This window comes from Sinorhizobium sp. RAC02 (assembly GCF_001713395.1).
Classification (GTDB): domain Bacteria; phylum Pseudomonadota; class Alphaproteobacteria; order Rhizobiales; family Rhizobiaceae; genus Shinella.
This window is the reverse complement of sequence record NZ_CP016450.1, coordinates 1,502,823-1,517,549: the sequence shown is the minus strand read 5'-3', so window position 1 is coordinate 1,517,549 and position 14,727 is coordinate 1,502,823. Positions and strand designations below refer to the sequence as shown.

Here is a 14,727-nt window from a genome sequence, read left to right as displayed (position 1 = left end):
GAGGGCCACTGGCCCACGAAGGAGATAGGCATGAACCAAGAGGTCATGAACCTTTTCAATCCGCAGGTGCCTGCGCAGACGTTCGATTCCATCCGGATCTCGATCGCTTCTCCGGAAAAGATTCTTTCCTGGTCTTACGGTGAGATCAAGAAGCCGGAAACGATCAACTACCGCACGTTCAAGCCGGAACGCGACGGTCTGTTCTGCGCGCGCATTTTCGGGCCGATCAAGGACTACGAGTGCCTGTGCGGCAAGTACAAGCGCATGAAGTACAAGGGCATCATCTGCGAAAAGTGCGGCGTCGAAGTCACGCTGTCGCGCGTTCGCCGTGAGCGTATGGGCCATATCGAGCTCGCCGCTCCCGTCGCCCACATCTGGTTCCTGAAGTCGCTTCCCTCGCGCATTTCGACGCTGCTCGACATGACGCTGAAGGATGTCGAACGCGTTCTCTATTTTGAGAACTACATCGTGACCGAGCCCGGCCTCACCGCGCTCAAGGAAAACCAGCTTCTTTCCGAAGAAGAATACATGATCGCCGTCGATGAATATGGTGAAGACCAGTTCACGGCGATGATCGGCGCCGAGGCCATCTTCGAGATGCTCGCATCGATGAACCTCGAGCGGATTGCTGGCGACCTGCGTTCGGACCTGGCGGAAACCACGTCGGAGCTGAAGCAGAAGAAGCTGATGAAGCGCCTGAAGATCGTCGAGAACTTCATGGAATCCGGCAACCGTCCGGAATGGATGATCATGAAGGTCGTTCCGGTGATCCCGCCGGACCTGCGTCCGCTGGTTCCGCTTGACGGCGGCCGCTTCGCGACGTCCGACCTCAACGATCTGTACCGCCGCGTCATCAACCGTAACAACCGTCTGAAGCGCCTGATCGAACTGCGCGCACCGGGCATCATCATCCGTAACGAGAAGCGCATGCTTCAGGAATCGGTTGACGCCCTGTTCGACAACGGCCGCCGCGGCCGCGTCATCACGGGTGCCAACAAGCGTCCGCTGAAGTCGCTGTCCGACATGCTCAAGGGCAAGCAGGGCCGCTTCCGCCAGAACCTGCTCGGCAAGCGCGTCGACTATTCCGGCCGTTCGGTTATCGTGACCGGTCCGGAACTGAAGCTGCACCAGTGCGGCCTGCCGAAGAAGATGGCGCTCGAACTGTTCAAGCCGTTCATCTACGCCCGCCTCGACGCGAAGGGTTTCTCCTCGACCGTCAAGCAGGCCAAGAAGCTCGTTGAAAAGGAAAAGCCGGAAGTCTGGGATATCCTCGACGAGGTCATCCGCGAACATCCGGTTCTCCTGAACCGCGCACCGACGCTGCACCGCCTGGGCATCCAGGCCTTCGAACCGATCCTGGTCGAAGGCAAGGCCATCCAGCTGCATCCGCTCGTCTGCACGGCCTTCAACGCCGACTTCGACGGTGACCAGATGGCTGTTCACGTTCCGCTCTCGCTGGAAGCCCAGCTGGAAGCGCGCGTGCTCATGATGTCGACGAACAACATTCTGCACCCGGCGAACGGCGCACCGATCATCGTTCCGTCGCAGGACATGGTTCTCGGCCTCTACTATCTGTCGATCCTGAACCAGAACGAGCCGGGCGAAGGCATGGCCTTCTCCGACATGGGCGAACTGCACCATGCGCTCGAAAACAAGGTCGTCACGCTGCACGCGAAGATCCGTGGCCGCTTCAAGTCGGTCGATGGTGAAGGCAAGCCCTACACCAAGATCTTCGAAACGACGCCTGGCCGCATGATCATCGGCGAACTGCTGCCGAAGAACGGCAACATTCCGTTCGACATCTGCAACCAGGAAATGACCAAGAAGAACATCTCCAAGATGATCGACACGGTCTACCGTCACTGCGGCCAGAAGGACACGGTCATCTTCTGCGACCGCATCATGCAGCTCGGCTTCAGCCACGCCTGCCGCGCCGGCATTTCGTTCGGCAAGGACGACATGGTCATTCCGGACACCAAGGCCAAGATCGTCGGTGACACCGAAAGTCTGGTGAAGGAATACGAACAGCAGTACAACGACGGCCTGATCACCCAGGGCGAGAAGTACAACAAGGTCGTTGACGCTTGGGGCAAGGCTACCGAAAAGGTCGCCGAGGACATGATGGCCCGCATTAAGGCCGTAGAGTTCGATCCCGAGACCGGTCGTCAGAAGCCGATGAACGCGATCTACATGATGTCGCACTCCGGCGCGCGTGGCTCTCCGAGCCAGATGCGTCAGCTGGGCGGCATGCGCGGCCTCATGGCCAAGCCGTCGGGCGAGATCATCGAAACGCCGATCATCTCGAACTTCAAGGAAGGCCTGACCGTGAACGAGTACTTCAACTCGACGCACGGTGCCCGTAAGGGTCTCGCAGACACCGCCTTGAAGACCGCGAACTCCGGTTACCTGACCCGCCGTCTCGTCGACGTCGCGCAGGATTGCATCGTCACGCATGTCGACTGCGGCACCGACAAGGGCCTCACGATGACGGCGATCGTCGACGCCGGTCAGGTCGTGGCTTCGATCGGTACCCGCGTTCTCGGCCGTACCGCGCTGGACGACATCGATCATCCGGTCACGGGTGAGCGTATCGTCGATGCGGGCCGAATGATCCTCGAGGCCGACGTGGTCCTGATCGAGAAGGCTGGTATCCAGTCGATCCGTATCCGTTCGGCGCTGACGTGCGAAATCCAGACCGGCGTCTGCGGCGTCTGCTATGGTCGCGACCTTGCACGCGGCACGCCCGTCAACATGGGCGAAGCCGTTGGCGTCATCGCGGCACAGTCGATCGGCGAGCCGGGCACCCAGCTTACCATGCGTACCTTCCACTTGGGCGGCACGGCGACCGTGGTCGACCAGTCGTTCCTGGAAGCGTCGTATGAAGGCACGGTGCAGATCAAGAACCGCAACATGCTGCGCAACTCCGACGGGAACCTCGTCGCGATGGGCCGTAACATGGCGGTCACGATCCTCGACGAGCGCGGCGTGGAACGGTCCTCGCAGCGTGTTGCCTACGGTTCGAAGATCTTCGTGGACGACGGCGACAAGGTGAAGCGCGGCCAGCGTCTCGCCGAGTGGGACCCCTACACCCGTCCGATGATGACGGAAGTCGAGGGTACCGTTCACTTCGAAGACGTCGTCGACGGTATCTCGGTTCTGGAATCGACGGACGAGTCCACCGGCATCACCAAGCGTTCGGTCATCGACTGGCGCTCGACGCCGCGCGGTACGGACCTGAAGCCGGCCATCATCATCAAGGACAAGAATGGCGCTGTCGCCAAGCTGTCCCGCGGTGGCGAAGCTCGCTTCATGCTCTCGGTCGACGCGATCCTGTCGGTCGAGCCGGGCCAGAAGGTCTCCCAGGGTGACGTTCTTGCCCGCTCGCCGCTGGAAAGCGCCAAGACCAAGGACATCACCGGTGGTCTGCCGCGTGTTGCCGAACTGTTCGAAGCCCGTCGTCCGAAGGACCACGCCGTCATCGCTGAGATCGACGGTACCGTCCGCTTCGGCCGCGACTACAAGAACAAGCGTCGCGTGATGATCGAGCCGGCGGAAGACGGTGTCGAGCCGGTCGAGTACCTGATCCCGAAGGGCAAGCCCTTCCATCTTCAGGATGGCGACTACATCGAAAAGGGTGACTACATCCTCGACGGCAATCCTGCGCCGCACGACATCCTGGCGATCAAGGGCGTGGAAGCACTCGCTTCCTACCTCGTGAACGAAATCCAGGAAGTCTACCGCCTGCAGGGCGTTGTGATCAACGACAAGCACATCGAGGTGATCGTTCGCCAGATGCTGCAGAAGGTCGAGATCACCGATGCTGGCGACTCGACGTATATCGTCGGCGACAACATCGACCGCATCGAGCTGGAAGACGTCAACGATGGCCTGATCGAGGAAGGCAAGAAGCCGGCTTACGGCGATCCGGTCCTCCTCGGCATCACCAAGGCGTCGCTGCAGACCCCGTCGTTCATCTCGGCCGCATCCTTCCAGGAGACCACCAAGGTTCTCACGGAAGCTGCGATCGCCGGCAAGACCGACGGCCTGCAGGGCCTCAAGGAAAACGTCATCGTCGGCCGCCTCATCCCGGCCGGTACCGGTGGCACGATGACCCAGATCCGCCGCATCGCGACGGCCCGCGACGAGATGATCCTCGACGAGCGCCGCAAGTCGACCGGTGCTGGCGTTGCAACCCCTATGCTGGCGGACCTCGCCGGCGGCGAGGGCGCAGCTGCCGAGTAAGCGGATTAAGGGCAGGGGCTTCGAAAGCCCCGCCTGTCAACGCATACGAAAACGCCCGGAGCAATCCGGGCGTTTTTGCGTTTCAGATATGGTCTGCCAGGTTTTCGCGCCCTATTGCTGAGGCGTCGCAGTACCCGCCTGTTTGCCGGAACCGTCATCCGCCACGACATGCTTGCCGGAAGACAACTGGCCCTTGAGGTCAGCTCCCTGAGCGGTCGTCACCCGTTTGAGGGATCTTGTGGTGGCGGTGGCAACGAATATCTCGCCACGACCGACAAGCGGCGAACGAGATCGCTTTGTCCGGAGCTGCCGGTCTTGGCGTAGATGGCTTTGGCTACGCTGCGCGCGGTTTCATAGGAAATGCCAAGCCGTCTGGCGACTTCCGGCAGGGCCATGCCGCTCTGTATCTCGATCGCGATGCGTGCTTCGCTGCGGGTCAGGTCATAAAGCCCTTTCAGGATGCGGAGGTCGTTCGACTGTGCTGCCGCTGGTTGGGCAATCAGAACAATTGCGGTACCTCGCGGCGAAAAATCGAGAGCGTTCCCGCACAGCGGTATGACGTGAACGATGCAGGCCTGTTCGTCTTCCGTCGCCGGCAGCGGGATCGATTTGATGTGGTCACTGGCGATTTTCGCCAGTGCATCATAGAGCAATCGATTGGCGCTTTCATCGTGAAGGAAAATCCGGTCGCGGGCGCGGATCGAGACGCGGCGAAGCGCAGTCGTGAAGAGTGGATTTGCCGACAATACACAGCCGTTATCCTGCACGATGGCAGCGGGCGCGCCGATCGCACTCAGGCCGGCCGTCAGAAGGTCGGCTTTCTGCTGGTCCAGCTCCGTTGCCAGCACAAGGCTTCTGGCGATATGCGGCCGCAGGCTGTCGAGGATACGGATCGCCTCGTCGCTGATATTGCCCTTGGTGAGATGCTGTTCGAAACAGACGCTGATATTGATGTCTTCCGGGCCGTTTATCAGGGTTGCCGTCGCGCATCCCAGGCCGCGTGGGGCAAGAAACTCTCGGTAGATCGGGATGGTACGCCGCTCTTCCGCGGTGAAGAGATCGGTATCGCGTACGAAGGAAAACTGGCCCTCGCGGTTGGCCTTCTCCAGCCGAATGTTTTTTGCCGCCCAGCCTTCGGCTATAAATTCGTCCATCACGTCCAGAAAATTGGCCGTTCCCATCCATCTGCGTTCACCGCCGGTCTCCCAGGTGAGTGCACCACCCCAGAAATCGAAATAACGGCCTATTGTCGCGATAACCTCCGGCCAGCGGTCCTTGAATATTGCTGCTTCGTAGATCTTGCCAATCAGTTCGGACTGTATTGCTTCCATAAACGTTCCAGCATTGCTTCAGCGGGGTATTCGGCTCCAAACTATTCGGCATCGTGAAGCATTTCGCACGAAAAACAAACGGCTATTCGGACGTCTGATGCTCCGTGCGTGATGTTTTCGTTGCGAAAATGCGACCTGCCGCTGTCTTTCCGTCTGGCCGACTGCCATGGCTGAGGTTCTGGACGGTGACCCCCACGTATATTCCTGACGAGCTACCCTCCAATTGGGGGGAGCGTTTATTTGCCGTGGTGATATGCCCATCAAGAAGTGCCGTTTTGGAGCAGGGGGAACACCATGGCTACCTACACTTTGAACATGCCTTACGGGCAGTTTCCCGGGCAGTATCTGCCCAACCACTGGGCCACGGACTACAATCCGGCTCTGGGTGAGCTGTTGGACTACGGCAAATATATAAAGAGTACATCGACGACCGCCATCTATCGCATGGACAACGGCGTCGATCTCGTCATCACGGGCACCAATCTCAAATATGTTTCGAAGGGCGGCGCGATTAACGGCGGCCTGATCACATCGCTCAAGCTCGTGGATAGCGCGGGCGGCGGTACCATTCAAACCCTCACCGGTCTGAAATGGGCGGGCAGTGATTTCTACAAGACGGTGAATCAGGGTGACTCCTGGTACACCGCGAGCATCGTGCTGAAAGGCGCCGATGTTCTGCAGGGAAGCGCTGGCAGCGATGAGCTTTGGGGTTTTGGCGGCAACGACAAGCTGATCGGCGGCGCCGGCGGTGACAATCTCGCCGGCGGACGGGGCGCCGATACCTATGACGGTGGCACGAGCACGGGAAGCATCGACCAACTCACGTTCGATGACGCCTATAATGACCCGGTCGGTGCCAAGGGTGTCGTCGTCGACATGGCCAAGGGGACGGCGACCGACCCGTGGGGCTTTGCGGAAACGTTCAAGAGCATCGAACGCATCAAGGGAACGCAGTTCGGCGACAAGATCTCCGGTTCGGCTGGCGCGGATGAGTTCCGTCCGCTTGGTGGCAATGACGTCGTTGATGGCCGAGGCGGGATCGATACGATCCGGTATGACCGCGACTATCAACACGGCGGCAACAAGGGCGTCACCGTCGATCTCGCGTCGGGCAAGGCGGTCGATGGCTACGGGGGAAGGGATACGCTTGCCAACATCGAGAACGCTGTAGGGACGGATGGCGCTGACAGCATCAAGGGAAGCAGCATTGCCAATGAACTGGCTGGCAGAGGCGGCAACGACAAGCTTTACGGGGGTCTTGGAAAAGATCTTCTAAAAGGAGGCGAAGGCAGGGATGTGTTCGTCTTCGACACCAAGCCCAGCGCCGCCAACATCGACACGATCGCCGATTTCAACGCCAAGGATGACACGATCTGGCTCGATGACGACGTGTTCACAAAGGCCGGCAAGGTTGGCGACCTGGCACCCGCAGCATTCCATGTCGGCGCCAAGGCGCACGATGCCAGCGATCGCATCATCTACGATAAGGTAAGCGGAAAGCTATTCTACGATGCGGACGGGGATGGCAGTGTCGCTGCGGTTCAGATCGCGCTTCTCGGCAAGGGACTGACATTGACGGCGTCGGATTTCGACATCATCGCATAGGCTGTCGATCTGGTATGCGCCCGGCATGGAGCCGAGCCTGCCATCGGATCGAGGACGGTTCGGCAGGAGAGGCTTTATCCACCAGCGCATCGGCGCAGGCATTGCCCTAATCAATGCCTGCGCCTCATTCCTTCATGCAAAGCGGATGATCGCGACTTCGCCTTCCAGCGCGCCCTTGTAGGCGGAGGCGTGCGGTTCCTCTTCGGGAACGTCCGTCAGTGTGCCGATCTGGTCGAGGTCGGCCTCGAGAAAACCCTCTTCCGAAAGCGCATTCAGCGCCTCGCGCACGGCGCTGTCGTCGTCCGGCGCGCGCAGCATGACGTGGATGTCGATGCCGTCCTCGCCTTCGCGCTCATAGGCCTTGCCGATAATGATGAAGATCATCGGGTCGTCGAGCGTGTTGTTGTCGTTGTCGGCACTGGATGCCATGGCATGTTCCTCTCGGGATGAATGATGTTCGTTCTATAAAGCGTAGGGCTGCCGGACCCAAACGCAAAATCGAGGCCGTCACCAAAAGGTGAGTCGCGGGAATCGGTGGATGTGTTTTCGCCCGCCCGACTCTTCCGGTTGATTCTATCTTCAGGCTTTATTAATGTTCTCAGGCGAGACCCGTTCGCTTCAAAAGCGACGCGAACAGGGTAGGGCGGGATGCCGAAAGCCCTGCTTTCCGGGCAGAGCAGCCATTCCTGCGCCGGATTCTTTCGCGCCGCCCCTTGACCTTTTGCCCTTAAGTCAGTAGACCGCACGCCATCAGAGCCTATGTGAGGCTGGCTGTTTCGGAACGACTCGTTCTGGAGTTCGCCTCAAACAGGGCTCGACACACGTTGAGAACATGAATGCTGCACGCACGACGCGATAATTTCGCGTCCTCTGCTCATCGAGGTCATCCACAAAAGGTGGATCGGCCTTGTTTTGCGCATGAACAGGCGTGTGGCCATGTATCCGCCCGAAAGGGTACTGAGACACTATTGCAAGGGATGGGTCTATGCCTACCGTAAACCAGTTGATCCGCAAGCCGCGCCAGGCGTCGGTAAAGCGCAACAAGGTTCCTGCTCTGCAGGAAAACCCCCAGAAGCGTGGCGTTTGCACCCGCGTTTATACGACGACCCCGAAGAAGCCGAACTCGGCTCTGCGTAAGGTCGCCAAGATCCGCCTGACCAATGGCTTCGAAGTCATTGGCTACATTCCGGGCGAAGGTCACAACCTGCAGGAACACTCTGTCGTCATGATCCGTGGCGGCCGCGTAAAGGACTTGCCGGGTGTGCGTTACCACATCATCCGCGGCGTTCTCGACACCCAGGGCGTCAAGAACCGCAAGCAGCGCCGTTCCAAGTACGGTGCGAAGCGTCCGAAGTAATATAGTAACCGGCGCCATTTCGCTGGTCAGTCCATTCTAAGTTTGAGAGACAAAAAGTATGTCCCGTCGCCACAGAGCAGAAAAGCGCGAGATCAATCCGGACCCGAAGTTCGGCGATCTCGTAGTCACCAAGTTCATGAATGCCATCATGCTGGACGGCAAGAAGTCCGTCGCCGAAACGATCGTTTACGGCGCCTTCGATGTTGTCCAGGGTAAGGCCAAGCAGGATCCGGTGACGGTTTTCCATTCGGCTCTCGACAACGTTGCGCCGCACGTCGAAGTGCGCTCGCGTCGTGTCGGTGGTGCGACCTACCAGGTTCCGGTCGACGTTCGTCCGGAGCGCCGTCAGGCTCTCGCAATCCGTTGGCTGATCGCGGCTGCCCGCAAGCGTAACGAAACGACCATGGTCGAGCGCCTCTCCGGCGAACTCATGGACGCAGCGAACAATCGCGGCAGCGCCGTCAAGAAGCGCGAAGACACGCACAAGATGGCTGACGCCAACCGTGCCTTCTCGCACTACCGCTGGTAACCGAAACTAGACGTCTCGAAAGGAGTCCCAGATGGCTCGCGAATATAAAATCGAAGACTACCGAAATTTCGGTATCATGGCGCACATCGACGCCGGCAAGACGACGACGACCGAGCGTATCCTTTACTACACCGGCAAGTCCCACAAGATCGGCGAAGTCCATGATGGCGCCGCGACGATGGACTGGATGGAGCAGGAGCAGGAACGCGGCATCACCATCACGTCCGCTGCTACCACGACCTACTGGAAGGGCCGTGACGGCAAGACCCGCCGCTTCAACATCATCGACACCCCCGGCCACGTTGACTTCACCATCGAAGTCGAGCGTTCGCTGCGCGTGCTCGACGGTGCGATTGCCCTTCTCGATGCCAACGCCGGTGTAGAGCCGCAGACGGAAACCGTCTGGCGTCAGGCTGAGAAGTACAACGTTCCGCGCATGATCTTCTGCAACAAGATGGACAAGACCGGCGCGGACTTCTACCGCTCGGTTTCCATGATCAAGTCGCGTCTCGGTGCGACTGCGGTCGTCATGCAGCTGCCGATCGGCGCTGAAAGCGACTTCAAGGGCGTTGTCGATCTGATCGAAATGAACGCTCTCGTCTGGCGTGATGAATCGCTCGGCGCCCAGTGGGACGTCGTCGAAATCCCGGAAGACATGAAGGAAAAGGCCGCGGAATACCGCGAGAAGCTCATCGAGACCGTCGTCGAAATCGACGAAGCCGCGATGGAAGCCTACCTCGAAGGTAACTACCCGGACAACGACCAGATCCGTGCGCTCGTTCGCCGCGGCACCATCGACGTGAAGTTCCACCCGATGTTCTGCGGTACCGCGTTCAAGAACAAGGGCGTTCAGCCGCTGCTCGACGCCGTCGTGGATTACCTGCCGTCGCCGGCAGACATCCCGGCCATCAAGGGCATCGACGTCAAGACCGAGCAGGATATCGAGCGTCACGCCGATGATGCCGAGCCGCTTTCCATGCTCGCCTTCAAGATCATGAACGACCCCTTCGTCGGTTCGCTCACCTTTGCCCGTATCTATTCCGGCAAGCTCGAAAAGGGCACGTCGGTCATGAACACGGTCAAGGAAAAGCGCGAACGCGTCGGCCGTATGCTTCAGATGCATTCCAATTCGCGTGAAGACATCGAAGAAGCCTTCGCAGGCGACATCGTTGCTCTGGCCGGTCTCAAGGACACGACCACGGGCGACACGCTCTGCGATCCGCTGAAGCCGGTCATCCTCGAGCGCATGGAATTCCCGGAGCCGGTCATCCAGATCGCGATCGAGCCGAAGACGAAGAACGACCAGGAAAAGATGGGCCTCGCCCTCAACCGCCTGGCCGCTGAAGATCCGTCCTTCCGCGTCAAGACCGACGAAGAATCCGGCCAGACGATCATCGCAGGCATGGGCGAACTTCACCTGGACATCATCGTCGACCGTATGCGTCGCGAGTTCAAGGTCGAAGCCAACGTCGGCGCCCCGCAGGTCGCCTACCGCGAAACGATCACCCGCAAGACCGAAAAAGACTATACGCACAAGAAGCAGACCGGTGGTACCGGCCAGTTCGCCCGCGTGAAGCTCGTGTTCGAACCGAACCCGGAAGGCGAAGATTTCCTCTTCGAATCCAAGGTTGTCGGTGGTTCTGTTCCGAAGGAATACATTCCGGGCGTTCAGAAGGGTATCGAAAGCGTTCTGTCCTCGGGTCCGCTCGCAGGCTTCCCGATGCTCGGCGTCAAGGCGACGCTCATCGACGGCGCCTACCACGATGTCGACTCCTCGGTCCTCGCCTTCGAAATCGCATCGCGTGCATGCTTCCGTGAAGCTTCCCGCGAAGCCGGCGCACAGCTGCTCGAGCCGATGATGAAGGTCGAAGTCGTAACGCCGGAAGACTATGTCGGCGACGTTATCGGCGACCTGAACTCCCGTCGTGGTCAGATCCAGGGCCAGGAGAGCCGCGGCGTTGCCGTCGTCATCTCCGCCAACGTGCCGCTGGCGAACATGTTCAAGTACGTGGACAACCTGCGCTCCATGTCGCAGGGCCGCGCCCAGTACACGATGACCTTCGATCACTATGCGCCGGTTCCGTCGAACGTCGCGCAGGAAATCCAGGCAAAGTATTCCGGTCAGAAGTGACCGGGGTACGCCCCTAAACAGTTTGTATGAATTCCCCTCTGCGGGATAAAGAACGGAGAGCCGGAAATGGCAAAGAGCAAGTTCGAGCGCAACAAGCCTCACGTAAACATCGGCACGATCGGCCACGTTGACCATGGCAAGACGTCGCTGACGGCAGCGATCACGAAGTATTTCGGCGAGTACAAGGCGTACGACCAGATCGACGCCGCCCCGGAAGAAAAGGCCCGCGGCATCACCATTTCGACGGCACACGTCGAATATGAAACGCCGAACCGTCACTACGCCCACGTCGACTGCCCCGGCCACGCCGACTACGTCAAGAACATGATCACCGGTGCTGCCCAGATGGACGGCGCGATCCTGGTCTGCTCGGCTGCTGACGGCCCGATGCCGCAGACCCGCGAGCACATCCTGCTCGCCCGCCAGGTTGGCGTTCCGGCTATCGTCGTGTTCCTCAACAAGGTCGACCAGGTCGACGACGCCGAGCTTCTCGAGCTCGTCGAACTGGAAGTTCGCGAACTTCTGTCGTCCTACGACTTCCCGGGCGACGACATCCCGATCATCAAGGGTTCGGCTCTGGCCGCTCTCGAAGATTCGGACAAGAAGATCGGCGAAGACGCGATCCGCGAGCTGATGGCTGCTGTCGACGCCTACATCCCGACGCCTGAGCGTCCGATCGACCAGCCGTTCCTGCTGCCGATCGAAGACGTGTTCTCGATCTCGGGCCGTGGTACGGTCGTGACCGGCCGCGTCGAGCGTGGCATCGTCAAGGTTGGTGAAGAAGTCGAAATCGTCGGCATCCGTCCGACCACCAAGACGACGGTTACCGGCGTTGAAATGTTCCGCAAGCTGCTCGACCAGGGCCAGGCCGGCGACAACGTCGGTGCGCTGATCCGTGGCGTTCAGCGTGACGGCGTCGAGCGTGGCCAGATCCTGTGCAAGCCGGGTTCGGTCAAGCCGCACAAGAAGTTCATGGCAGAAGCCTACATCCTGACGAAGGAAGAAGGCGGCCGTCATACGCCGTTCTTCACGAACTACCGTCCGCAGTTCTACTTCCGCACGACGGACGTGACCGGTATCGTTTCGCTTCCGGAAGGCACGGAAATGGTCATGCCGGGCGACAACGTCACGGTTGCCGTCGAGCTGATCGTTCCGATCGCGATGGAAGAAAAGCTGCGCTTCGCGATCCGTGAAGGCGGCCGCACCGTCGGCGCCGGCATCGTCGCTTCGATCGTCGAATAAGACATAAGGCTTAAGGCCGCTGAAATAGGAAGGGCAGGGTGTTATCCTGCCCCTCCGGTCTTTGATAATTTAGCGGACTGGCCTTTCGGCATTGTGTTTTCGTGCGTGTTCCTTTAAGGCAACCGCAGAATCAAAAAACGCGTATTCTCAAGAGAATCGCGCGGATAACGAACTAAGGAAAAAGTCGTATGAACGGCCAGAACATCCGCATCCGCCTCAAGGCGTTTGACCACCGGATCCTTGATGCCTCCACGCGTGAAATCGTGTCGACGGCAAAGCGCACCGGCGCAAGCGTCCGCGGCCCCGTTCCGCTCCCGACCCGTATTGAAAAGTTCACTGTCAACCGCTCGCCCCACGTGGACAAGAAGAGCCGTGAACAGTTCGAGATGCGCACGCACAAGCGCCTGCTCGACATCGTAGATCCGACTCCGCAGACCGTCGACGCTCTTATGAAGCTCGACCTTGCGGCCGGTGTAGACGTAGAGATCAAGCTCTAAGTCCGGCGTAAGCCGAAATAACAAGGAAGGTACGTGGCGTAAGCCGACGTCTTCTGAAAACGGGAAACCCGACGGCTAGAAAGCCCGAGTGGAATCCTTAAACCAAGAGGCATGAAGGGGCTCCCGCTCACGGGAATACCCCGACAGGACTTCTAAGAGGATTGAACCATGCGTTCAGGTGTGATTGCACAGAAAGTAGGGATGACTCGCGTCTATAATGACGCAGGTGAGCATATCCCTGTTACAGTATTGCGACTGGATAACGTCCAGGTCGTTGCCCAGCGTACGCAGGAGAAGAACGGCTACACGGCCGTCCAGCTCGGCGCCGGCACCTCCAAGGTGAAGAACACGGTCAAGGCACTTCGTGGCCAGTTCGCCGCTGCAAGCGTTGAACCGAAGGCGAAGCTCGTCGAGTTCCGCGTCTCGGAAGACAACCTCATCGACATCGGCGCAGAGCTGACCGCCAGCCACTTTGTGGCCGGTCAGCTCGTCGACGTTACCGGCACCACGATCGGTAAGGGTTTTGCCGGTGCCATGAAGCGCCACAACTTTGGTGGTCTTCGTGCAACGCACGGCGTTTCCGTCTCGCACCGTTCGCACGGTTCGACGGGTAACAACCAGGATCCGGGCAAGGTCTGGAAGGGCAAGCGCATGGCTGGTCATATGGGCCAGACGCGCGTCACCACCCAGAACCTCGAGGTCGTTTCGACCGACGAAGAGCGTGGTCTCATCCTCGTCAAGGGCGCAGTCCCGGGCTCCAAGGGCGCCTGGATCGTCGTTCGTGACGCCGTCAAGTCCGGCACCCCGTCCGACGCTCCGCGTCCGGCCGCCGTGCGCGCCGCAGCTAAGTAAGGGAGCCTGATCATGGATCTCAAAGTCACGACCCTCGAGGGGAAGGACGCCGGCAAGGTCTCCCTTTCCGACACGATTTTCGGCCTTGAGCCGCGTGAAGACATCATTGCCCGCGTCGTTCGCTGGCAGCTCGCCAAGAAGCAGCAGGGCACCCACAAGTCGAAGGGCCGCGCGGAAGTTTCCCGCACCGGCGCCAAGATGTACAAGCAGAAGGGTACGGGTCGCGCTCGTCACCATTCGGCACGTGCTCCGCAGTTCCGCGGCGGCGGCAAGGCCCACGGCCCGGTTGTTCGCAGCCACGCCCACGATCTGCCCAAGCAGGTTCGCGCTCTTGGCCTGCGTCATGCGCTCTCGGCCAAGCTGAAGGCTGAAAACCTGATCATCATCGACGATCTGGTTGCTTCCGAAGCAAAGACGAAGGCTCTGGCTGGCGTTTTCGCGTCGCTCGGCCTCACCAACGCCCTCATCATCGGCGGCGCAGAACTTGACGGCAACTTCAAGCTCGCAGCACGGAACATCCCGAACGTGGACGTTCTGCCGATCCAGGGCATCAACGTTTATGATATCCTGCGCCGCGGCACGCTCGTTCTGTCCAAGGCTGCTGTAGAAGCCCTCGAGGAGCGGTTCAAATGACGGATCTTCGCCACTACGATGTGATCGTATCTCCTTCGATCACCGAAAAGTCGACGCTGGTCTCCGAACACAACCAGGTCGTCTTCAACGTTGCCAAGCGCGCCTCCAAGCCTGAAATCAAGGCTGCAGTGGAAGCACTCTTCGGCGTCAAGGTCACGGCTGTGAACACGCTCGTCCGCAAGGGCAAGATCAAGCGTTTCCGCGGCTTCGCCGGCCGGCAGGGAGATGTCAAGAAGGCTATCGTCACGCTTGCTGACGGTCAGTCCATCGACGTCTCCACCGGGCTCTAACGGGCAGTCGGCTGAAAG

12 protein-coding genes are annotated in these 14,727 nt (G+C 59.8%); 10 read left to right on the top strand and 2 right to left on the bottom strand.

Annotation, left to right across the window (positions count from 1 at the left end; translation table 11 throughout):
- Window positions 1-30: 30 nt before the first annotated feature.
- A complete protein-coding gene (rpoC, locus tag BSY16_RS07270; RefSeq protein ID WP_069059042.1) occupies window positions 31-4,242 on the top strand; it encodes a DNA-directed RNA polymerase subunit beta' in 4,212 nt (1,403 codons plus the stop codon).
- Window positions 4,243-4,460: 218 nt separating this feature from the next.
- Here rpoC and BSY16_RS07265 read toward each other — a convergent pair whose 3' ends face one another.
- A complete protein-coding gene (locus BSY16_RS07265; protein WP_069059041.1) occupies window positions 4,461-5,573 on the bottom strand; it encodes a helix-turn-helix transcriptional regulator in 1,113 nt (370 codons plus the stop codon).
- A 294-nt stretch (window positions 5,574-5,867) separates the two neighbouring features.
- On the opposite strand from BSY16_RS07265, the gene BSY16_RS07260 reads away from it, so the two are divergent.
- On the top strand, window positions 5,868-7,178 hold the full coding sequence (locus BSY16_RS07260; RefSeq protein ID WP_069059040.1) for a calcium-binding protein: 1,311 nt from the start codon (window positions 5,868-5,870) through the stop codon (window positions 7,176-7,178).
- Window positions 7,179-7,310: 132 nt separating this feature from the next.
- On the opposite strand, the gene BSY16_RS07255 is transcribed toward BSY16_RS07260, so the two are convergent.
- Window positions 7,311-7,607, bottom strand: coding sequence for a transcriptional regulator (locus BSY16_RS07255; protein ID WP_069059039.1), 297 nt, complete (start codon window positions 7,605-7,607; stop codon window positions 7,311-7,313).
- A 556-nt stretch (window positions 7,608-8,163) separates the two neighbouring features.
- Here BSY16_RS07255 and rpsL point away from each other — a divergent pair.
- The 8 genes from rpsL (at window position 8,164) to BSY16_RS07215 (ending at window position 14,709) form a co-directional block, all read left to right on the top strand.
- Window positions 8,164-8,535, top strand: a complete 372-nt coding sequence (rpsL, locus tag BSY16_RS07250; protein ID WP_022719193.1) for a 30S ribosomal protein S12 — start codon at window positions 8,164-8,166, stop codon at window positions 8,533-8,535.
- A gap of 58 nt (window positions 8,536-8,593) precedes the next feature.
- Window positions 8,594-9,064 carry a 30S ribosomal protein S7 gene (gene rpsG, locus BSY16_RS07245; protein ID WP_069059038.1) on the top strand — a complete coding sequence of 157 codons (471 nt, stop codon included), beginning with the start codon at window positions 8,594-8,596 and terminating at the stop codon, window positions 9,062-9,064.
- A 31-nt stretch (window positions 9,065-9,095) separates the two neighbouring features.
- A complete protein-coding gene (gene fusA, locus BSY16_RS07240; RefSeq protein ID WP_069059037.1) occupies window positions 9,096-11,195 on the top strand; it encodes an elongation factor G in 2,100 nt (699 codons plus the stop codon).
- Window positions 11,196-11,261: 66 nt separating this feature from the next.
- Window positions 11,262-12,437, top strand: coding sequence for an elongation factor Tu (gene tuf / locus BSY16_RS07235; RefSeq protein ID WP_069059036.1), 1,176 nt, complete (start codon window positions 11,262-11,264; stop codon window positions 12,435-12,437).
- 188 nt (window positions 12,438-12,625) lie between these two features.
- Window positions 12,626-12,934: a 30S ribosomal protein S10 gene (gene rpsJ, locus BSY16_RS07230; RefSeq protein ID WP_003507767.1), complete on the top strand. Its 309-nt coding sequence runs from the start codon at window positions 12,626-12,628 to the stop codon at window positions 12,932-12,934.
- A 168-nt stretch (window positions 12,935-13,102) separates the two neighbouring features.
- Window positions 13,103-13,786 carry a 50S ribosomal protein L3 gene (gene rplC, locus BSY16_RS07225; protein WP_069059035.1) on the top strand — a complete coding sequence of 228 codons (684 nt, stop codon included), beginning with the start codon at window positions 13,103-13,105 and terminating at the stop codon, window positions 13,784-13,786.
- Between the two features lie 12 nt (window positions 13,787-13,798).
- The gene (rplD, locus tag BSY16_RS07220) at window positions 13,799-14,419 is read left to right on the top strand and encodes a 50S ribosomal protein L4 (protein WP_069059034.1); all 621 of its coding nucleotides are present in this window, start codon (window positions 13,799-13,801) and stop codon (window positions 14,417-14,419) included.
- Window positions 14,416-14,709: a 50S ribosomal protein L23 gene (locus BSY16_RS07215; RefSeq protein ID WP_069059033.1), complete on the top strand. Its 294-nt coding sequence runs from the start codon at window positions 14,416-14,418 to the stop codon at window positions 14,707-14,709. Before rplD ends, BSY16_RS07215 begins: the two co-directional genes overlap by 4 nt.
- The last annotated feature ends 18 nt before the right edge of the window (window positions 14,710-14,727 follow it).